At 48.9% G+C, this 18,669-nt stretch carries 19 protein-coding genes; 3 read left to right on the top strand and 16 right to left on the bottom strand.

What is annotated here, in order from left to right:
• Nucleotides 1-30 precede the first annotated feature (30 nt).
• Nucleotides 31-681 carry a polysaccharide deacetylase family protein gene (locus tag HP568_RS22150; protein ID WP_309142235.1) on the bottom strand — a complete coding sequence of 217 codons (651 nt, stop codon included), beginning with the start codon at nt 679-681 and terminating at the stop codon, nt 31-33.
• 325 nt (nt 682-1,006) lie between these two features.
• Here HP568_RS22150 and HP568_RS30080 point away from each other — a divergent pair, with 325 nt between their 5' ends.
• On the top strand, nt 1,007-3,010 hold the full coding sequence (locus tag HP568_RS30080) for an ABC transporter ATP-binding protein (protein WP_082196068.1): 2,004 nt from the start codon (nt 1,007-1,009) through the stop codon (nt 3,008-3,010).
• 53 nt (nt 3,011-3,063) lie between these two features.
• On the opposite strand, the gene HP568_RS22140 is transcribed toward HP568_RS30080, so the two are convergent.
• Both HP568_RS22140 and HP568_RS22135 read right to left on the bottom strand, forming a co-directional pair.
• Complete coding sequence (locus HP568_RS22140) at nt 3,064-5,295, bottom strand: heavy metal translocating P-type ATPase (protein WP_173630239.1); 2,232 nt, start codon at nt 5,293-5,295, stop codon at nt 3,064-3,066.
• A 189-nt stretch (nt 5,296-5,484) separates the two neighbouring features.
• Complete coding sequence (locus HP568_RS22135; protein ID WP_048036073.1) at nt 5,485-5,781, bottom strand: hypothetical protein; 297 nt, start codon at nt 5,779-5,781, stop codon at nt 5,485-5,487.
• Nucleotides 5,782-5,923: 142 nt separating this feature from the next.
• Between HP568_RS22135 and HP568_RS22130 the strand changes: the two genes are divergently transcribed.
• Nucleotides 5,924-6,298 (top strand): ArsR/SmtB family transcription factor, encoded by a 375-nt coding sequence (locus HP568_RS22130; protein ID WP_173630238.1) that lies wholly within the window; start codon nt 5,924-5,926, stop codon nt 6,296-6,298.
• Nucleotides 6,299-6,340: 42 nt separating this feature from the next.
• Here the strand turns inward: HP568_RS22130 and HP568_RS22125 are convergent, their stop codons facing one another.
• The 9 genes from HP568_RS22125 to HP568_RS22085 all read right to left on the bottom strand — a co-directional run bounded on the left by HP568_RS22125 (nt 6,341) and on the right by HP568_RS22085 (nt 14,642).
• Nucleotides 6,341-6,781, bottom strand: coding sequence for a hypothetical protein (locus tag HP568_RS22125; protein WP_173630237.1), 441 nt, complete (start codon nt 6,779-6,781; stop codon nt 6,341-6,343).
• A gap of 26 nt (nt 6,782-6,807) precedes the next feature.
• The gene (locus HP568_RS22120) at nt 6,808-8,217 is read right to left on the bottom strand and encodes a sensor histidine kinase (RefSeq protein ID WP_173630236.1); all 1,410 of its coding nucleotides are present in this window, start codon (nt 8,215-8,217) and stop codon (nt 6,808-6,810) included.
• Nucleotides 8,214-8,894, bottom strand: coding sequence for a response regulator transcription factor (locus HP568_RS22115; RefSeq protein ID WP_173630235.1), 681 nt, complete (start codon nt 8,892-8,894; stop codon nt 8,214-8,216). Before HP568_RS22115 ends, HP568_RS22120 begins: the two co-directional genes overlap by 4 nt.
• Before the next feature lie 287 nt (nt 8,895-9,181).
• Entirely contained in the window at nt 9,182-9,799 is a 618-nt protein-coding gene (locus tag HP568_RS22110; protein WP_173630234.1) for an alpha/beta hydrolase, read from the bottom strand.
• Nucleotides 9,796-10,746 carry a ring-cleaving dioxygenase gene (locus tag HP568_RS22105; RefSeq protein ID WP_048036067.1) on the bottom strand — a complete coding sequence of 317 codons (951 nt, stop codon included), beginning with the start codon at nt 10,744-10,746 and terminating at the stop codon, nt 9,796-9,798. Before HP568_RS22105 ends, HP568_RS22110 begins: the two co-directional genes overlap by 4 nt.
• Before the next feature lie 19 nt (nt 10,747-10,765).
• A complete protein-coding gene (locus HP568_RS22100) occupies nt 10,766-11,407 on the bottom strand; it encodes a nitroreductase family protein (protein ID WP_048036066.1) in 642 nt (213 codons plus the stop codon).
• A 213-nt stretch (nt 11,408-11,620) separates the two neighbouring features.
• Nucleotides 11,621-12,124: a DinB family protein gene (locus tag HP568_RS22095; protein ID WP_173630233.1), complete on the bottom strand. Its 504-nt coding sequence runs from the start codon at nt 12,122-12,124 to the stop codon at nt 11,621-11,623.
• 35 nt (nt 12,125-12,159) lie between these two features.
• Nucleotides 12,160-13,248 (bottom strand): saccharopine dehydrogenase family protein, encoded by a 1,089-nt coding sequence (locus HP568_RS22090; protein WP_048036063.1) that lies wholly within the window; start codon nt 13,246-13,248, stop codon nt 12,160-12,162.
• Nucleotides 13,245-14,642, bottom strand: a complete 1,398-nt coding sequence (locus HP568_RS22085) for an MFS transporter (RefSeq protein ID WP_173630232.1) — start codon at nt 14,640-14,642, stop codon at nt 13,245-13,247. Before HP568_RS22085 ends, HP568_RS22090 begins: the two co-directional genes overlap by 4 nt.
• 134 nt (nt 14,643-14,776) lie before the next feature.
• On the opposite strand from HP568_RS22085, the gene HP568_RS22080 reads away from it, so the two are divergent.
• Nucleotides 14,777-15,859, top strand: coding sequence for a helix-turn-helix transcriptional regulator (locus HP568_RS22080; protein ID WP_173630231.1), 1,083 nt, complete (start codon nt 14,777-14,779; stop codon nt 15,857-15,859).
• A gap of 80 nt (nt 15,860-15,939) precedes the next feature.
• On the opposite strand, the gene HP568_RS22075 is transcribed toward HP568_RS22080, so the two are convergent.
• From HP568_RS22075 to HP568_RS22060, 4 genes are all read right to left on the bottom strand, one after another.
• Nucleotides 15,940-16,422: a GNAT family N-acetyltransferase gene (locus tag HP568_RS22075; RefSeq protein WP_173630230.1), complete on the bottom strand. Its 483-nt coding sequence runs from the start codon at nt 16,420-16,422 to the stop codon at nt 15,940-15,942.
• A 59-nt stretch (nt 16,423-16,481) separates the two neighbouring features.
• Complete coding sequence (locus HP568_RS22070; RefSeq protein WP_173630229.1) at nt 16,482-17,588, bottom strand: threonine aldolase family protein; 1,107 nt, start codon at nt 17,586-17,588, stop codon at nt 16,482-16,484.
• A 94-nt stretch (nt 17,589-17,682) separates the two neighbouring features.
• The gene (locus HP568_RS22065; protein WP_217366714.1) at nt 17,683-17,841 is read right to left on the bottom strand and encodes a hypothetical protein; all 159 of its coding nucleotides are present in this window, start codon (nt 17,839-17,841) and stop codon (nt 17,683-17,685) included.
• Nucleotides 17,842-17,946: 105 nt separating this feature from the next.
• Complete coding sequence (locus tag HP568_RS22060; RefSeq protein WP_173630228.1) at nt 17,947-18,516, bottom strand: bifunctional transcriptional activator/DNA repair enzyme AdaA; 570 nt, start codon at nt 18,514-18,516, stop codon at nt 17,947-17,949.
• Nucleotides 18,517-18,669: the final 153 nt, after the last annotated feature.

The following is an 18,669-nucleotide window of genomic DNA, read 5'->3' as shown; positions in this document are numbered from 1 at the left end:
ATTACCACAGATTCCAATCCATTTCCTCCTCTATCTGCCCCTTCTCCTTTTCTCGACAGGATCGGTTCTTTCCCGATAAGCTGTCAGTTGAAACAAGGCGGAAATGGTTGAGAAGGTATATGTCTGCTCACTTAACACCTCAATGACATAGGGCAAGGCGTCCATACTTCCCTTTAGCGTGTCTTTCGTACCGCCAGCGGAATGTTGAAGCACGACTGCACCTGGGCGGACATGTCCCAAGATGTTTCTCGCGACCTGTGGACCGGTGAGACCTTTCCAATCCCAGCTCTCTAAATCCCACATAATGATTTCGTAGTCACTCGCTACAAGTAGCTGGATGACTTCCTCATTTACTGCTCCATATGGTGGCCGAACCATTCGAGGTCTCACACCTACTACCTTTTCGATCTGATCTGAGGTACGTTCTACCTGCTCATGAACAGCCAAAAGCGGTATTTTCGTAAAGTCAGGGTGATCCCAACTATGGTTTCCTACCATGTGTCCTTCCTTTACGATCCGCTCCAGTATTTTCGGGTTATACTTCACCATTTGTCCCACACAGAAAAAAGTTGCCTTTACCTGATAATGGGCTAATATTTCTAACACACGAGGCGTCCACAACTGATCCGGCCCATCATCAAAAGTGAGCGCGATTTCCTTTGACTGATTGAGCTTGTTCACAAGCGTTGCCCTCCTTATCAGCCAGTATTCTGTTGCATTGATGCATAGTATGACTGGGCTATCATTTGGTAACGCTAAAAAAACCCCTATTGTGGGCTTTTGGCAAAATTCAGGAAAAGATCTGTATGGATATGCAACGCATAAAAAATTTTTTTAACAACGGTTTATGAATATAGTATAATGATGATAATGATTTTCATTTTCGTAAAAATTTATACTAGTGCGTATTCAAAGAGTCGACTTTTGGATTACCTCTAGTTAGAGAGATTGTTGGATATACATGGAGGGTTAATCACGACAAAGCATGCTCGAAAGGGAGGATTATATGGGAAAAGTTTTAGAAGTAAAAGATTTGCATGTGTCATTCGATACGTATGCAGGTGAAGTCAAAGCAGTACGAGGCGTCTCCTTCGATCTGGAAAAAGGAGAGACGCTGGCGATTGTTGGTGAATCTGGTTCCGGTAAATCCGTCACCTCACAAGCACTTATGCGCCTCATTCCGTCTCCTCCTGGACGCATTCCAAAAGGACAAGTTCTCTTTGAAGGAAGAGATTTGGTTACGCTTTCCGAAAAAGAAATGCAGGATGTCCGCGGTCGCGATATCTCGATGATTTTCCAAGACCCGATGACTTCCTTGAATCCGACGATGACTATCGGGAACCAAATCATGGAGAGCTTCATCAAGCACCAAAAGCTGAACCGTGCTGACGCGCGCAGCCGTGCTATTGAACTGTTGGAAATGGTAGGGATTCCATTTGCCAAAGAACGTGTCGATCAATACCCGCACCAGTTTTCCGGCGGGATGCGCCAACGGATCGTCATTGCCATCGCACTGGCCTGCAATCCAAAAATTATCATCGCTGATGAGCCGACAACTGCTCTGGACGTATCGATTCAGGCGCAAATTTTGGAGTTGCTGAAAGAACTGCAAAAGAAAATGGGTACCTCGATCATCTTTATTACGCATGACCTCGGTGTCGTTGCTAACATGGCAGACCGTGTAGCAGTTATGTATGCAGGTAAAATTGTGGAAATCGGTAAAGTCGATGAAATTTTCTACGATCCTAAGCACCCGTATACATGGGGTCTATTGGGTTCCATGCCTAGCCTCGATGCCAGCGATGAAGAGCTGATGTCCATTCCTGGATCGCCGCCTGATATGTTCAAGCCACCTGTGGGTGATGCTTTCGCGGCTCGTAACCCATATGCGTTGAAGGTCGATCTGGAATATGAACCACCGATGTTCAAAATCTCCGATACGCACTATGCGGCAACATGGCTCCTGCATGAAATGGCACCTGACATCAAACCGCCTGCTTCGGCTGTGAGACGAAAAGTCAATTCTGATGATGCGACTGACGCTCCAGTAAGCACCAAAAAAACCTTCAACTACGAGAACCGTGAGAAGCTGGTTGAAGTCAAAGATTTGAAACAGCATTTTGACCTCGGAAATGGTCATACGCTGAAAGCTGTAGATGGTATCACCTTTGACATCTACAAAGGAGAAATCTTCGGTCTTGTGGGTGAATCCGGTTGCGGTAAATCCACTACAGGAAGAACCATCCTTCGCCTATACGATGCAACTGGCGGAGAGGTCTTGTTCAATGGACAAAGTGTACACGGAAAGAAAACACTTGAAGAAAAGAAATGGCTCAACCGCAAAATCCAGATGATTTTCCAAGACCCGTACTCATCATTGAACCCACGTCTGACTGTATCCGATATTATTGCGGAAGGTCTGGACATTCATCGTCTGGCAACCAAGGAAGCACGCATCGCCAAGGTACACGAGCTGCTGGAAACCGTTGGCCTCAACCGCGAGCACGCAAACCGTTACCCGCATGAGTTCAGCGGCGGACAGCGTCAACGGATCGGGATTGCACGGGCATTGGCTGTTGATCCGGAATTCATCATTGCCGATGAACCGATCTCTGCTCTCGACGTGTCCATTCAGGCCCAGGTCATTAACCTGCTCAAACGCCTGCAAAAAGAAAAAGGCCTGACTTATCTGTTCATCGCCCATGACCTGTCCATGGTTAAATACATCAGTGACCGCATTGGTGTTATGTACCGCGGACGTATTGTGGAGCTGGCAGAAAGTAATCGCCTGTACGAGAATCCGATTCATCCGTACACCAAATCGTTGCTCTCGGCAATTCCATTGCCAGACCCTGATTATGAGCGCAACCGTAAGCGCATCGTTTTCGATGATCAGGAATATTTGCAAGATCAAGGAGAAGAACGCATCTTGCGTGAAATTGAGCGGGGTCACTTTGTCGCTTGCACCCAAAAAGAATTCGAAAGATACGGCGGCGGCGTCTTGGTATAAAAACTTGCACAGAAAAAGGGAGAGAGCTTCAACGGCTCATCTCCCTTTTTTATTTAATCCTTCATTCGCAAGAGTCTCATGCTGTTTAAGATAACCAGCAATGCGGCTCCTGTGTCACTGAGTACCGCCAGCCACAAGGTTAGATAGCCTGGGAAGATCAACACGAGTGCGACCAGCTTCACGATGATCGAAAACCAGATGTTTTGCTTGATAATCGCGAGTGCTTTTCTGCTGACCTTCATCGTGTGCGGCAGCTTTTCGAGATTGTCAGCCATCAGTACGATATCAGCGGTTTCCATTGCCGTATCGGTGCCAGCCCCACCCATGGCAATCCCCAAGTCAGCTGATGCGAGAGCAGGCGCATCGTTGATCCCGTCACCCACCATGGCGACGACCTTGCCTTCTTGCTGTAGTCGCTTGACCGCTTCTACCTTATCTTGTGGCAGCAGCTCTGCAAAATAACGGTTCACACCAGTCTGACTCGCGACCTTTTTCGCCGTACCTGCATTGTCACCTGTCAGCATCACGATGTCTTCGATACCTGCGGCCTTGAGCTTGCCAATCGCACTAACCGTAATCTCACGAATGGTATCGGCAACGGCAATCATCCCGATCAATTTCGTTGCGGTTCCGATAACCACCAGTGTATGTCCTTCACTTTGTAATGACTCGATTTTCGTTTGCCATGCCGACAGATCGACTCCCAGCTCTTGAAACAGAGCGGGCTTCCCTGCATAAAATGTTTCGGTTCCAATGACAGCACTCGCCCCTTTTCCGACGATCGCCTTGAAATCTTGCCCACTCTGGGAAGCAACCTGCTTTTGTTTCGCATAGGTGAGGATCGCTTGTGCAATCGGATGGGAAGAACGCTCTTCAATCGTTCTGGCGATCGACAATACTTCGTCTTCGCTTCCCTCCATCTCGATAACCGCTGCAACCTGTGGCTTCCCTTCCGTCAATGTGCCCGTTTTATCGAAGGCAATGGCAGTGATCGCTCCTGCCTTTTCCAAAAACGTACCGCCCTTGATCAGGACGCCGTTTCTCGCTGCGTTTCCAATCGCGGATACAATCGCAACTGGCGTGGAAATAACCAATGCGCACGGGCAAGCAACAACCAGCAGCTCAAGCCCTCTGTAGAACCATTCTCCCCAGGTACCGAGCCCGAGTAATGGCGGGAATACAATCACGAGCAAAGCAAGCACGAGCACGATGGGCGTGTAGATCGCGGCGAATTTGTCGACGAATGCCTGAGTAGGCGCTTTTTTCTCCTGCGCTTCCTCCACGAGATGAATGATTCTGGCAATCGCTGTATCCTCCACCAGCTTTGTTACTTCAATCTCCACCGCGCCGCTTTCGTTGACACTCCCTGCAAAAACACTGTCGCCGACCAGCTTATCTACGGGAATCGATTCACCTGTAATCGGGGCCTGATTGACGCTCGATGTCCCGTGTACAATCACACCATCCAGTGGGATTTTCTCTCCCGGCTTCACTACGATGACTTGGCCGACAGCAATGTCCTCAACTGACTTGCGGGTAAGAGACTCTCCCACCTTGACCCATGCCTCAGGCGGAGCCAAATCCATCAGATTGCGTATGGAGTCGCGCGTTTTTTCAATCGATTTGGTTTGCAGCAGGTTTCCGATGGAAAAAAGCCAGACGACCGTCGCGCCCTCCAGCCACTCACCGATTAATGCTGCTCCTACAGCCGCTACAGACATCAATACGTTCATATCCAGTGAACCACTTTTCATCGCGTAAAAAGCACTGCGCGCAGGCCGGTAGCCGCCACTTATGATCGACAACGCATAGAGAACAGTAACGACCAGCGGAGATATGCTAGGCGATAAGGAACCTAAAAAACCGAGAGCCAACAGCACACCGGAAATCGTTGTCAGTGCCGTCCCTGCTTGATCCGTTTTCGGTACGGCTTTGGCCGTGCGCCTCGTAAGCAGTATGGCGCTGTATCCAGCCTTGGCGACTTCTTTGACCACCGCATCTTCTCCCAGCCCATCCGCGACGAGCTGCATTTTACCCGTGGAAAAGTTCACGTTTACCTCTTTTACGGCAGGCAACGTCTGCATATGCTTTTCCAGCGATTTAGCGCACGAACTGCAATCCATACCTGTAACGCGATAGACAACAGCCTGTGAAGAAAGAATGCCTGCGCTTTCTGTTGCCGCAGCCGCAGGCTCGAGAACCGTGAGAATTTTACCAGCATGCTTATGCTCACTTCCGCATTGATGCCCACTGCAACACTCATCTTTTTTTCGTTCTTCTGCCATCTGTTCTCACCTTTTCCAAGCATCTATTTTGCCCAGCTTCGAATGAAATCAATCCACAAACATTCAAACAAATATTTAATTATTATATTATCTTATCCTTCAGGTTCGTTCAAGAATTGATTTGAATATTTCGTCCATTTTTTTACAGATCGAGAATAAAGAAAAAGACCCCTATTACTAGGAGTCTTGTTACTTGGTACGGGCTTCTACTGGTGCTGGGGTAGTCTGCCAACGCTCCCCACAGTCCAGACATTTGCACTTGATTACTTTACGCTTTTCTAAGGCAAGACGAACGGCAAACAGGATAAAGGCCCCTGATAGTCCGAGGAACAAAAAGATGACAGGAGTCCCTTTCACCGAAATGCCGATCAAGGCAAGCACTGCCAAAACCGCTACATAAATGGTTATGTATAATGGCTTATTGATCGATTCCGTCAAATCGATCTTTGCAGAACGGCACTTCGGGCACTTTGGTTGCGCACTCATGGTATTCTCTCCCCATTTCTTGGATCATGTTCATCTTACACGAAAACAGAGAGGGACACTACACTGCCATGAAAATGTCGTTTTTCCTTTTCACTTTCTCCGCGAATGTCTATAATAGTAGGACATTGTAGAGCATGAGGTGATGGTTCCAGTGGATGACATCTGTGAAATCCAATGTTTTGATGAGGAAAAAGTAAATCGGTTAAAGCCGTTCGCCACAGAATCAGAAGGGGTAGCAAAAATCTTCAAGGCGTTGGCCGATGACACCCGCGCCAAAATCATTCACATCCTCTCGATGGAAGACGAGCTCTGTGTCTGTGATGTGGCTGCTATCATCGGAAGCTCGATCGCTAACACCTCCCACCATCTGCGGCTTCTTCGCAACATGGGACTAGCCAAGTACCGCAAAGAAGGAAAGCTCGTTTTTTACTCGTTGGATGATGATCATGTACGCCATCTCATATCTGCGGGGATTGAACACGCCAAAGAACAGAAAACCATTGTCCGAGCTACCTGATTGCTCGGGCTTTTTTATTTCTCCCGCATTTTAAACATTTGATTAACAATGGTGATTTACACTCGTTTTCCGGGTAAACCGCTGCCTGATCGCCTCTATTCCCACAAATATAAGGAAGTAACATATACTGGCGAACACAAAAACCGTTGCCTGCGGATAAAACAATTTAGCATGTGGATCAACACTCATTAGCCATTGAAAAAACACAGGCACATAGCCGATAACAGCATATCCCCCGAAACGCACAGCGTATTTTTTCCACCTGTTCAAGTGCAATCGACTCACTAGCCAGTCCACGAATACCGACAGCCATACGAAGACAATCAGGTTCATTGCCATGCTTAAGAACACACCCAGCAAATACTCTTGTCCGAACCCGTACGGCGCGCTTGGATCACGATAAATGTAGATGATCAACGCAGCATACAGACCGGTAATGAAAGCGGATATGACTGCGGCGAGAACACGCATGCCGATATTCATGGAAATCACTCCCTTGCTTCGCTTCGTTATGCTTCGTTTGTCGTTCGCGCAGTAGGCTGTTCACCCGTCGGTAGGCTGACCATGACCGTTGTCCCTTCGCCTATCCGACTTTGAATGTGAATGCTGCCTTTTGCGACCTGCAAAATTTTTTGCACGATAGAAAGACCGAGACCGCTTCCCGTGGCTTCTCGATTGCGTGACTTGTCTCCTTTGTAAAAACGGTCAAAGACATGCTCCTGCTCTTCTTCTGACATGCCGATCCCCGTATCCCGAATGGTCACGACGATTCGCGTATCCTTCTGTATCGTAATGTAAATAGAGCCAGCCGTTGGGGTGAATTTGATACTGTTGGCAAGCAGGTTCATCCATACTTGATTGAGCAACTGCTTGTCACCGACGATGAAGGTCTCCGGTAAAGTCAGCTCCATCACGAGCTTTTTTTGTTGCCACTGATGCTGCAAAACTAAGAGGACTTGCCTGATCTGCTCATCCAGACGAAAACGGGTCGGTTCGTACAGACCTGTCTCTTTGTCCAGGGAAGCAAGCGTCAACAGTTGCTTGCTCAAGGAAGACAGCCGTCTGCTCTCCTCTTCGATGATAGTCAAGTACGTTTCCCGCTGCTCGTTTGTCACACCACCGCTGCGGATGGCTTGAGAAAAGCCTTGGATCGATGTTAATGGAGATTGGATTTCATGAGAGACATTGGAGACAAACTCTTGGCGCATCTCGTCGAGTTGTTTGAGTGACTCTGTCATCCTGGCAAAATGCATGGCCAACTCGCCGATTTCGTCCCGGCGAGCGATGTCCAGGTGGATGTCGTACTGGCCTTCTGCCAGCCTTTTGGTCGCATGGCTTAGCTTCTCGATCGGCTTCACCAAATAACGGGTAAATATCAAGATCAGGATTAGGCTAAGCACAAACATCGCGGCCAACAGCAAGGCAAACATAATATGCACCTCACCAAACTGCTGCTCAATATTTGGCCGTACAAACAGGGCGTATTTTTTCCCTTCTGCTGTAAGCGGCAAGCCAATGCTGTTTTTTAATGTATTCTCAAAAAATCCGGTCACAAACAAACCGTGCTGTTCTTCTGTAATCCCTCTGTAAGTCTCACCCGCCAGCACTTTTTGCACGATGGCAGGCTCTATCTGCTGATCGCGAAAAGGTGCTCCGAATTGACTTACTTCGCCATTCTCATCCACGAGATACATCTGAAAATTCAAATTGGCTACGTGGGTCATGTAAGCGGGCAGGTCGAGTGTGGATTTATGCTCGTACAAATCGATTATTTGCTGGCCGATGCTCGTGATTTTTTGCTCATTATAAGCACGCAAATTTCGTTGATAATACTCATTTGCCAACAAAAATCCAAGTGTGCCACTGATCAGTACAATTGCGACGAAGGTAAGAACTACCCGGACGTAGAGAGATTTCACGTGCCTCGTACCTCCAGCTTGTAGCCTAAGCCGCGAACGGTAGAAATGACAAAGTCATTTGTTTTCTCCGTAAATTTCTCTCGCAGCCGCTTAATATGCACATCGATGGTACGACTATCGCTCTCGGTGTCGCTCCCCCACACTAGCTCCAACAGTTGATCTCGGGTAAAGATCCGATCAGGAAAACTGGCAAGCTGGGCAAGCAGTTCAAATTCCTTTAACGGTAAATGAATCAACTCATCTTTCACCTTCACGACATGGCTGATCCGATCAATGACGGTATCGTTTATGACGATGATTTGTTTGCTGACCATCTGATAGCGACGCAGCAAGGCCTTGATGCGGTACAGCAATTCGGTAGGCTCAAATGGCTTGGTCAAATAATCATCCGTCCCCGCCAAAAAGCCTTTTTCCTTATCCCGCACCTCTCCCTTTGCCGTTAGCATAATGACAGGGAGGTCGTAAAATTCCCGGATCTCCCGGCACAGCTCCCAGCCGTTTTTGCCTGGCATCATCACATCCACGATGGCGAGCTGGACAGACTCTTGTTCCAACAGCACCGAAGCCTCATTTCCATCCACACAAGCCAAGACGTTGTATCCCTCTTTTGCTAAGTAAAACCGCAATAGCTCACGTACGTGTGGGTCGTCATCTGCAATCAAAATCGTCAGTTTCATCAAGCTGGCCCCCTTGTTACTCCGCCCTCTGGTTCTCCTGCTTCATTATTTTGAATGATACTCACTTGTCTACCATCCTGCAAATCGTCACTGGCTTGCGCCTATCTACGTGGATCAATCGTAAAGAAGCAATATGAACAAGGGATGAACGAATCCTGCTGGCTCTTGCAGACTCTTACACATCTGATTAAATCTGCGGGAAACATGCTCTTTTCCCGGAAAAACAGCGGTTTGCGCACACAAAAAAGCGGCAGACACCTAAGCCCGCCGCTCTTGTTATTCATCGATTACTTGCGAAACATCTCTGTAAACCACGCGGCCGAAGCCTCTACTTCCTTCACCGTCAACTGATGACCATACGAATCCCAATGCACAGTCACATCAGCACCTGCTTCTGTCAGTATTTGGTTCAGCTCCTCCGTCTCTTGTGCAGTACAGATCGGATCGTTCGTGCCCGCTCCGATGAACACCGGGATGGCTGACATATCAGGCAGAGCGATCCCACGTCGTGGAACCATTGGGTGATAAAGAATCGCCCCTTTTAGCGGATTCGGGTAATGGAACAGGAGACTCCCTGCGATATTCGCTCCGTTCGAATAGCCGACTGCCACGATATTATCTCGCTCGATCTGATACGTAACCGCCGCCTGATCCAAAAAGTCATGCAGCTCCTCCGTGCGGTAGACCAAATCCTCTTCGTCAAAAACCCCCTCTGCTAGGCGTCGGAAAAATCGTGGCATGCCGTTTTCGAGAACATTCCCACGGACACTCAGTACAGAAGCTCCTGGATAAATGCGATTGGCCAGTGGCAAGAGGTCGTTTTCATCTCCGCCCGTTCCGTGAAGCAGCAACAGTGTCGGTGCTTCTGAATCGGTTCCTTTTCGAAAAATATGCTTCAAATTCATGATTTATCTTCCTCCAACACTCTGACTGTAATCGGCGGCAAGCCTTGCTCAATCTGGGCACGACGTGGCTCATACCACTCGGGGAGCATCAGTTTTTCACCCAATGTGTCAAATGGCTCATCTCGTTCAAAGCCCGGAGGATCTGTCGCAATTTCAAACAAAATCTCGCCTGGCTCGCGGAAGTAGATGGCATTGAAATATTGACGGTCAATAATATCTGTCGGATGGAGACCGGATTGAGCCGCGCGCTGCTGCCACAGTTGGTGATCCTGATCGTCTATGGCACGCCATGCGATATGGTGGATCGTACCTGCGCCACCTGCTCCTCTTGGTATTGGTTCGGCATTCACGTCAATGATATTACCCAAATCGCCGTGAGCCTGGAAGCGGACAAGGCCGTTTTCTTCGCCAACTCTAGTCAGTCCCATTAGTCTCTCGAGAACATCCATGGTATGGGCCGGTGCCATGCTGTACAAGATCGCACCGCCGAAGCCTTTGATCGCCTTGTCAGCCGGTACTCCGCCAAAGGACCATTTGCTTGCTGGGCCGCCTTCACGTTCTACGATCTCCAGCTGTAAGCCGTCTCTGTCCGTAAATTGCAGATACGTTTCGTTAAAACGCTCCACGCGGCGGTACTCGATTCCGAATTTATTCAGTCGATCCTCCCAGAAGGAAAACGCCCCCACCGGAATCAAGAAAGTCGTATACCCTACCTGCCCACCGCCAACGCGTCCGCGGCGACCAGATTCCCACGGGAAAAAGGTGATCGCGGTACCTGGACTGCCGACCTCATTCCCGAAGTACAGATGATATACATCTGGCGCATCGAAGTTAATCGTTTTTTTCACCATGCGCAATCCGAGAAAACCTGCGTAAAAATCAACGTTATTTTGGGCGCTTGTAACAAAAGCCGTGATATGGTGAATTCCTGCTGTTTGCTGTGTCATTTTGAATAGCCTCCTCAAATTATGATTTACTTGCTTGGAATGTGTTGTAGCTCACGAACTCTCCAACGGGCTTGCGGTATCCTCTGACACGCTGGCTGGATGTATCCTCTTTTCCAATCGTGATCATCAGAGCTGGCACAAAGCTGTCCGGAACCTTTGCTATCTCTTGGACGGCTGCTGGATCGAAGCCGATCATCGGGCACGTATCCCAGCCTTTATCCTTTGCAGCGAGCATGAACAGCATTGCGGACAAATTGGCATTGCGGATCGCTTCATCGCGCTTGAACTGCTCTCCTCCTGACTCGTACATCGCTCTGACTGAAGAATTGTTGTGATCGTACTCGCGTTGATCCATGATCCCTAAATGAAGAAGCCCCTCATTGATGCGCTCTACGCTTTGGTATGCTTCCTTGTCTCCAAATACAAGCACAACTGCCGAAGCGGTTTTCACCTTATATTGTCTATATGCGGCTTCATATACACGCTCTTTGGCTTCTGGATCGGTGACAACTACATAATGGGCATGCTGCAAATTGAATGCAGATGGTGCGAATTTGACCAGCGACATGATTTCATCGATATCAGCAGGTGTTATCGTTACGTCCGTTAGAAACTTGTTTGCGGATCTTCTGTTTTTTACAAGGGTAGTGAATTCACTCATGGGACTTCCTCCTCGATTTTTTCTATCTCATTCACTTTTGGATATCTTAAATTAAAGATAATAGCGTATAAAAATGTTCCTGCTTGGGGAAGTAGGATGACGATGTAACGAAAATTAAATATCTTGAATTTGAGATAATTATAGGACCAAAATTCTCCCTTGTCAACAGCCCAAGGCCAGAAGAATGAAATCTCTTCCAGCCTAAGGCTCTTGTCAGTTGGCGTACCAGTATAGAGCATAATCGGTCATGACAGAAGGATACCCCATTTGGCGCAGCATCGCCGTTATGTTTCCACGATGATACGTTCCGTGATTGACCACTTGCATGATGATTTCTGCCAAGCTCGTATCGCGTACTCTCGTGTACGGATTGTTGAGGACAATGCGGCGATCCAAATCTTCTTCTTGGCTGAGAAAAGCTTTGAATTGCTCGACCAGCTTGGCATACAACTGCTCTACTTCCTCCAAGCTTTTTCCCGTCAATTCCTTTTCCTCCTGCCATGCCTCATTCAATGCCGCTTGCATGTCCATGCCTTGCAATATGCGAATCCAGCCTTGGTCCACCATATAAATATGCTCCATCACTTTTGCTACTGTCGGGAAAACGCTTTGGACTTCTTGCTCGTAAACACCTTCCGGAAGTTCCTTCAAGCGATTGATTAACGTCTGATTCGCCCACGCGTGAAAATCGTACATGTTTTTGGCATAGTGTGTCATAATAAAGCCCCCTCTTCGGTTCGTCGATAGCTCTATCATAGACCGGCTTCCCTGACAAATATGGTCAGTGATGCTTTTTGCTCCAGCCAAAATCTCATTTTTTCTAAAGAAAACAGTTGTTCTATGTGGTGGACTCCTGGAGGAAACGCTTCTTCATACAGTGATTTTGCTACGGCAGCCGCCACCATTGCGGTCATGTTGGACTGATCGCGCCCGTAAAGCAGACACTCTACTATCGCCTCGTTCGTTCCCCGTTTTCCCCGTGCTTCTACCTTGATGGCAAACCGATCGTCCCCCATTTTCCAACGCCCAAACGCTTCAATTGTGGCTTCCCGTACTTTTGGTTGATGAAGTAGTCGGCAAATTCCTATGCTCTTCAAACCAGCCATCACTCTCGTCATCCCATCCAGATCAAAACAAAGTCGGGTAGATACTGTGGGGATATCTAAAGTGCGCGCCAATGTCTGCTGGTCGGAAAACGGAAATCGATACGCGTGCTTTTTCCCCAGCTCCGGTCCAAAATCAACGAGCTTGCCCTCTGTCATACTCTCTACAGTCACACGCAGATGCTTATTCATCACCTCGTAGCTCGTGCACAAGTTATCGACAGTCCATTCAATCGCGGCCTTCCCGTGCCGATCACCGAGACCAAGCATAATGAAGATGTCCAGCTCACTCACCTGATCCAGCAAGCGATGAGCTTCCCCTGCGAGCAGGTTGGTCAGACCTGGCGCCAGTCCTACACTGAGCACGGCTGTTCCCATGCTCTTCGTTTCAGTTTGGCTCCCCCATTGTTCGATTTGCGTCAAAAAATGGCCATTTGCCGAAATATCGAGATAATGCGTTCCGTTTCGCACACAACCATCCACAAAAGCCATATCCGTCTGATCCAGACACATGACCACCAGCTTGACTTTTTCCAGCATACTTTGGTCCAACGGCTTGTGAATATCAAGTTGTAGCGGCAGCACCTTCCCATTTGCTTCTCGGCAAAATGCTTCAGCCTTCTCCAAGCTGCGTCCAGCAGCATACACCCGTCCCGGATATGCTTCACCCAAATTGTTGCATATGGTTGCCCCTACATGACCGTACCCTCCGATTACCACAATTCGATCCTTGCTCATGCCTTCTCCACCTCTGCGCCTCTCTTTTTCTGCCGCTCCAGACGTCCCGCATACCACCAGACCAACAATCCGCTCAGGCAGATCAGTCCACCTGCTCCAAAAACCGCACGATACGCATCAATCATCGGCTGCACAGCTTGATTCGATTCGCCGTTCATCATGCCCAGTCCCAACGCTGCGCCGACCACCATCCCTGCATTGCGCGTCAAGGCGATCATGCCTCCGATCGCACCCGCATGCTCCATCGGAACGTGGCGAATGATGTAGCTGTTGTTGGGCGAAGCAATCAGCCCCATACCTGCCCCTACCAAAGCCAGTACCCCGATGATTTCCACCGTAGATAATGCCTCTAGCCAGATCGCCAAGACGGTCATCCCTGCCCCCATCGCACCGAGACCGGCAAAAATGAGTGGTCGTGCCCGATAGCGGTCGGAAGCCCAGCCACTAAAAGGACCCGTCAGCGCCAGCAGCAGTGGATAAGCAGTCATCATATACCCTGCTGTCAAAGGAGAAACATGCGCTTGATCAAGCAGGTAGAACGGCAGGACAACCAGTACGAGATTAGCGAGCACAAACGAAGTGAAGCTAATGAACAGTCCACTGGACACAGCCGATTGGCGAAAGACCGCTACGGGCAAAAACGGTACTGACTGTCGCCGCTCCCACCAGAAAAACGCCCATGCCAAGACGAGTACACCTCCAAAAAGGATGAGCATCCCTCCTGAATCCCAGCCCCACCCGTTTCCATTGGAGATTGCGATAATGACTGAGCTGACCAGCAGCATGAACAGACCTGCCCCAACGAAATCAAGTGAACTGGCCTTCTTCGTCTGCTCATGAGAAGGAATGTAACGAAAAGCCAGCCCCGTAGCCAAGATAGCGACAGGAACATGAATCAGGAACAACCACTCCCAGCTCAGCCACGACGCGATCATCCCACCTGCAATCGGCCCCGTCATGCCGCCAAGCGCAACAGCCGTACTTATGATCCCCAGTGCCCTCCCCCGCATTTCTTTTGGGAGCAAAATCGCAATGAGCGCGATATTGGTGGCCTGGAACATAGCCGCTCCGATGGCTTGCACGATTCGTAGCGCCAACAGCATCGTGATCGTCGTCGAGAATGCCACCAAGACAGAGCTTACCGTGAACAGCAGGAAGCCGTAATTATGCAGCACGCGATGCCCGAATCGATCTCCCAGCTTGCCCATAAAAGGAAGAAGAGACGCAATGACTAGCAAATAACCCGTTGTAATCCATTGTGCAATCGCCAGCTTCGTCTGGAAAATGTATGTGAACTGAGGGAGCGAGACATTGACAATCCCCGCCGTAAAATGAGACAAGAATGCACCCAGACAAATCGCGATCATCATGAAAAAGCGCTGCCGCTGGCTCATATGGTCTTTCCAACTCCTCGCGTATCTTGTAAATTTAGACTAAGAATTATTCTCAATTATAGAGAGGAACGAGGAGAGCACCATCCCACAAAGCTGGGATTTTCTAATGTCAATAGACGTACAGGAGAATGCAAATGAGCACAAATCGGGAAGCGAGCAAACGGAAAGTGATGGCACTGGCTGAACGCTTTTCTCACTCCTCACAAGACTATCGGACAGCGCTCTTGCAGCTATTGCGAGAGGTCGTCCCTTTTGACGGGGCCTGCTGTACCGCCGTTGATCCGCAAACACTTTTGTCCACCGGAGCCATTACAGAAAACGGGGTGGAAGCGATTCATCATGGGATTTTTGAGCATGAATACTTGCGCGAGGACTTTAATCGGTATGATGATCTATGCAAAGCGGCTGAGCCTGTCGCTACGTTGAGTCAAGCGACCGAGGGACAGCTTGAACGCAGTGACCGCTATCGCAATGTTCTGCTCCCCGCCGGTTTTCATGATGAAATGCGTGCTGCCCTCAAGTACGATGGTGCATGCTGGGGTTATTTAACGTTGTTTCGTTCGCAGGGGCGTCCCATTTTTTCTGAGCCAGAACGTGAATGTATTTTGGCTTTGGCTCCGCTGATTGCTTATCAGTTGCGAAAGACGAGTCTGTCCTTACCCGCTGAGGAGAATACGTGGATAGAAGAAGAGATGGGGATATTAATGCTGTCGGATCAGTTTATCTTGCTCGCTGCCAATTCCACAGCGGAAAAATGGCTGACCCTGCTGCGCCAATGGGAGTCCATTGATCGCGATACCTTGCCCCGACCAGTGCGAGCAGTTTGTTCGCGGGCGCTCTCTCAGCTAGCAGAAGGTCGCACGTCATCCATGGCAAAAGTCTGCATTCGCATGCCAAATGGCCCTTACATGACGATTCAGGCAAGCCCCATGAATAGCCAAAGCAGCACGGTCCACTTGGCTGTCTTGTTCGGTCCCGCAAAACCTGCTGACATGCTGCCACTCATCGCCGAAGCATACGGATTGTCAGTACGTGAGAAGCAAATACTCGACCAGATTGTCCGCGGCGCTTCCACGAAGGAGCTCGCGCGCACACTGCACATCTCCGCCTATACGGTTCAGGATCATTTGAAGTCCATCTTCGCAAAAACCGGGGTGTCCAGCAGACGAGAGCTGATCTGGCAATTGTTTACCCGATTTGGCGTACAGGCGAACTAGTGAAAACCTAACCAAAAGCCCCCTTCTTACAGCACACGCTGCCAGAAAGGGGCTTTTAAAAAGCTACTACTCGCAACCATTCATGTTGAAGCAGTCAAATCGAGATGAAAAATCAGCTCCTCGCCATACTCACCCGCAAATCTCCATCCCTGATCGACGAGTCCCGCCTTTTTATACAGTTGGATCGCCGGCGTATTCGTATGATGCACCGTCAACACGATTTCCTCTCGCCCCGGGTAATGCTCTCTCGCGATGTCAGCCAAGCCATGGAATACTCGCAAAGCATAGCCCTTCTTTTGATGGCGGGAATCGATCGACAATGATTTGAAAATAAGCGCCTGGTCATTTGGTGTGTAGGGATTGCCTGTGGATGGTGTGAATAAGGCAAAACAGCCGATCAGATGGCCTTGGTCGAAAACTACATACGGCTTATAATCAGGATTGTTTTGAGATGCTTCGATCACATCGACTGGTAAAGACGTGTAGATCGCTTGTTCTTGCGGCAAATCGTAAGCCATGATCGAAGGGTAGTCGCTTTGTTCGTACGGTCTGATAGTGAACATATCGATTCCTTTCTCTTCTTTCGGAAAAATTCGCGCAGCCCGGTATGTATTTGATTCATTTACTCGGCTTTTGATTTCTGCTCCCCTATTTTTTGATACAGCTTTTCGAATGCCAACCCTAGCTCTTCCTTCGGGATCATCGCATACCGATCGCCAATACTTACCTCGTAGGAGCTAGAAGATTCGTCGTCTTGTCTTACATAATGCGTGAAGCCAATCCCTGTTTCTTCACTAAGTGAGACCATGATACGCTCGAGCTCTTCTTTCGACAAATCTGCGTGCACATGAAACATGTTGGATACAGGTACGACCGGTCTCGTGGATATCCCCTGGCATTGGTTATAGAGTGCTGCCAGCTCTTTTGCATCCTCGTAATATTGACTGAATTTATGTTTTCTCTGCTCAAAATGGTATTCTGCCGTGACAATATACGGGTACAAACTAATCAGGTCCCCGCCATGTCGTCTTTTCCATACCTTCGATTGCTTCGTGAAGTCTTCATCCCCAGCCAGGATCGCTCCGGCAATTCCGCCTATCCCTTTGTAAAAGGAAACGTACACACTATCGAACAACGCGCATACCTCATCGGCTGTCTTCTGGTAATACGGCAAGATTTCCAAAAGCCGGGCACCATCCAGATGCAGACGAATTCCTTTTTTCCGACAATAACGGGAGATCGCCTCCAGATCCTCATACGCGGGCAGTTGTCCGCCGATCTCACGCTGCGGCAATTCCAGCAACAGGCACGCGATATCGTCGTCCATGCCAAGAACATCGTCCAGTTCAATCACTCTATCTTTATCCGCCAGCAAGACAGCCTCGATCTGATGCAGCTCCTTCAGCCCATCTTCCTCGTGAATCTCCAAGTGGCAGAGCGGATGATAGGCGACCTTTTTGATTCCCTTCTCATCGCACCAGAGGCGTAACGCGATTTGTTGGGCCATCGTACCGCTGGGAAAGAACACGGCAGACTCCTTGCCCAAATATTCGGCCATCTTGCGCTGAAAATTCTCGATGAGCTCGCCTGTTCCGTACATATCACCCTCTACATGCCCATCCACCCTGGACAGGACCTGCTGCAATTGATGGATGTCTCTCTTGCTGTGCCCAGCGATTTGATAAGTCGTCTTTTTAAATACTTCTCGCAAGGTTTTCGTATCGTTCATCTTGGCAGGGCTCCTTTTTCTTTCTCATCTTCAATCGCTTGATAGGCAGTAGTCCAGAAATCAAGGAAAGCACCAGGTGGTTGTGGTGAATCCATCAGACGTTGCGTGATTGCGTACCAATCGCCTCGACATGCACCTCACCTTTCCGATAAACCAGTGAGACCAGTCCTGGCAGTTCTCCGCGCTCGACATAGCCACTCAGCCTGTCATGCATGCGTCCGAGTCTGTCTAAAGAAAATGCTCCCTTGCTCATCCCTTAACCCCTCCGTCCCGTTTTCAAAAAACTCTCATGGAAGTGGTGGTTATTCTCGGATGCAGATGCTTCTTACTTCTAAAGATATCACATTTCACAAGCAGCTTATGTCGTTTGTTGTTTGACGTACAGATGACGATATTCACTCGGCGTCTTGCCCGTCATTTTTTTAAACAACGTGATAAAATACGGCGTATTCGGCATTCCTACCAATTGCGCAACATCCGCGATCTGGTTGTTCGAATGAGCCAGCAGCTCCCGCGCCCTTTCCATCCGCTTTTTCTGGATGTACTCCACGGGCGTCATATCCATGAGTCGCTTAAACGTCCGCTGCAAATGAAACGGACTGCCATGGCACATATCAGCCAAATGCTCCAACGTCAGCTTTTCGTTATAATGAGAATCAATATATTGTGTAATTTGTGCCACCCACTCACGATCAGGCAACCTCTCTCCCGTGGGCTTGCAACGTTTACATGGACGAAATTCTTCCCGCAGGGCTTGGCTTGCATGTTGGAAAACCCGCACGTTCTCCCTCTTCGGCGGCTTCGACTTGCACGACGGTCTACAAAAGATTTTCGTCGTTTTTACCGCATAAAAAAATTGATCATCGTAAGACGCATCGTTATGAATAATGGCATGCCATCGCTCATCGGTTACCCGTTCCTCCAACACATGTCATCTCCTTTGCCATAGCCGTTTTCGAATCGCTTGCTCTTACCGACAGTATACCCCCGCGCTACGTGATCCGTACTGCTAGAAGATTAAAATAGCAAGATAACGAAATGACAATATCGCTTTTCTTATTATAAAACTAGGAGGAAGTCA

The sequence above is a fragment of the Brevibacillus sp. MS2.2 genome (assembly GCF_013284345.1).
GTDB classification, from domain to species: domain Bacteria; phylum Bacillota; class Bacilli; order Brevibacillales; family Brevibacillaceae; genus Brevibacillus; species Brevibacillus brevis_C.
The sequence above is the reverse complement of the archived record's forward strand: the minus strand, read 5'-3'. Positions and strand labels throughout refer to the sequence as shown.

What these genes read in the sequence shown, in the direction of transcription:
- HP568_RS22110 (WP_173630234.1), bottom strand. Translation starts at nt 9,799, where the DNA reads ATGAATTTGAAGCATATTTTTCGAAAAGGAACCGATTCAGAAGCACCG.
- HP568_RS22135 (WP_048036073.1), bottom strand. Translation starts at nt 5,781, where the DNA reads ATGAGTGCGCAACCAAAGTGCCCGAAGTGCCGTTCTGCAAAGATCGAT.
- HP568_RS22080 (WP_173630231.1), top strand. Translation starts at nt 14,777, where the DNA reads ATGAGCACAAATCGGGAAGCGAGCAAACGGAAAGTGATGGCACTGGCT.
- HP568_RS22090 (WP_048036063.1), bottom strand. Translation starts at nt 13,248, where the DNA reads ATGAGCAAGGATCGAATTGTGGTAATCGGAGGGTACGGTCATGTAGGG.
- HP568_RS22140 (WP_173630239.1), bottom strand. Translation starts at nt 5,295, where the DNA reads ATGGCAGAAGAACGAAAAAAAGATGAGTGTTGCAGTGGGCATCAATGC.
- HP568_RS22105 (WP_048036067.1), bottom strand. Translation starts at nt 10,746, where the DNA reads ATGACACAGCAAACAGCAGGAATTCACCATATCACGGCTTTTGTTACA.
- HP568_RS22085 (WP_173630232.1), bottom strand. Translation starts at nt 14,642, where the DNA reads ATGAGCCAGCGGCAGCGCTTTTTCATGATGATCGCGATTTGTCTGGGT.
- HP568_RS22065 (WP_217366714.1), bottom strand. Translation starts at nt 17,841, where the DNA reads ATGAGCAAGGGAGCATTTTCTTTAGACAGACTCGGACGCATGCATGAC.
- HP568_RS22130 (WP_173630238.1), top strand. Translation starts at nt 5,924, where the DNA reads ATGGTTCCAGTGGATGACATCTGTGAAATCCAATGTTTTGATGAGGAA.
- HP568_RS22100 (WP_048036066.1), bottom strand. Translation starts at nt 11,407, where the DNA reads ATGAGTGAATTCACTACCCTTGTAAAAAACAGAAGATCCGCAAACAAG.
- HP568_RS22115 (WP_173630235.1), bottom strand. Translation starts at nt 8,894, where the DNA reads ATGAAACTGACGATTTTGATTGCAGATGACGACCCACACGTACGTGAG.
- HP568_RS22070 (WP_173630229.1), bottom strand. Translation starts at nt 17,588, where the DNA reads ATGAACGATACGAAAACCTTGCGAGAAGTATTTAAAAAGACGACTTAT.
- HP568_RS22075 (WP_173630230.1), bottom strand. Translation starts at nt 16,422, where the DNA reads ATGTTCACTATCAGACCGTACGAACAAAGCGACTACCCTTCGATCATG.
- HP568_RS30080 (WP_082196068.1), top strand. Translation starts at nt 1,007, where the DNA reads ATGGGAAAAGTTTTAGAAGTAAAAGATTTGCATGTGTCATTCGATACG.
- HP568_RS22095 (WP_173630233.1), bottom strand. Translation starts at nt 12,124, where the DNA reads ATGACACACTATGCCAAAAACATGTACGATTTTCACGCGTGGGCGAAT.
- HP568_RS22125 (WP_173630237.1), bottom strand. Translation starts at nt 6,781, where the DNA reads ATGAATATCGGCATGCGTGTTCTCGCCGCAGTCATATCCGCTTTCATT.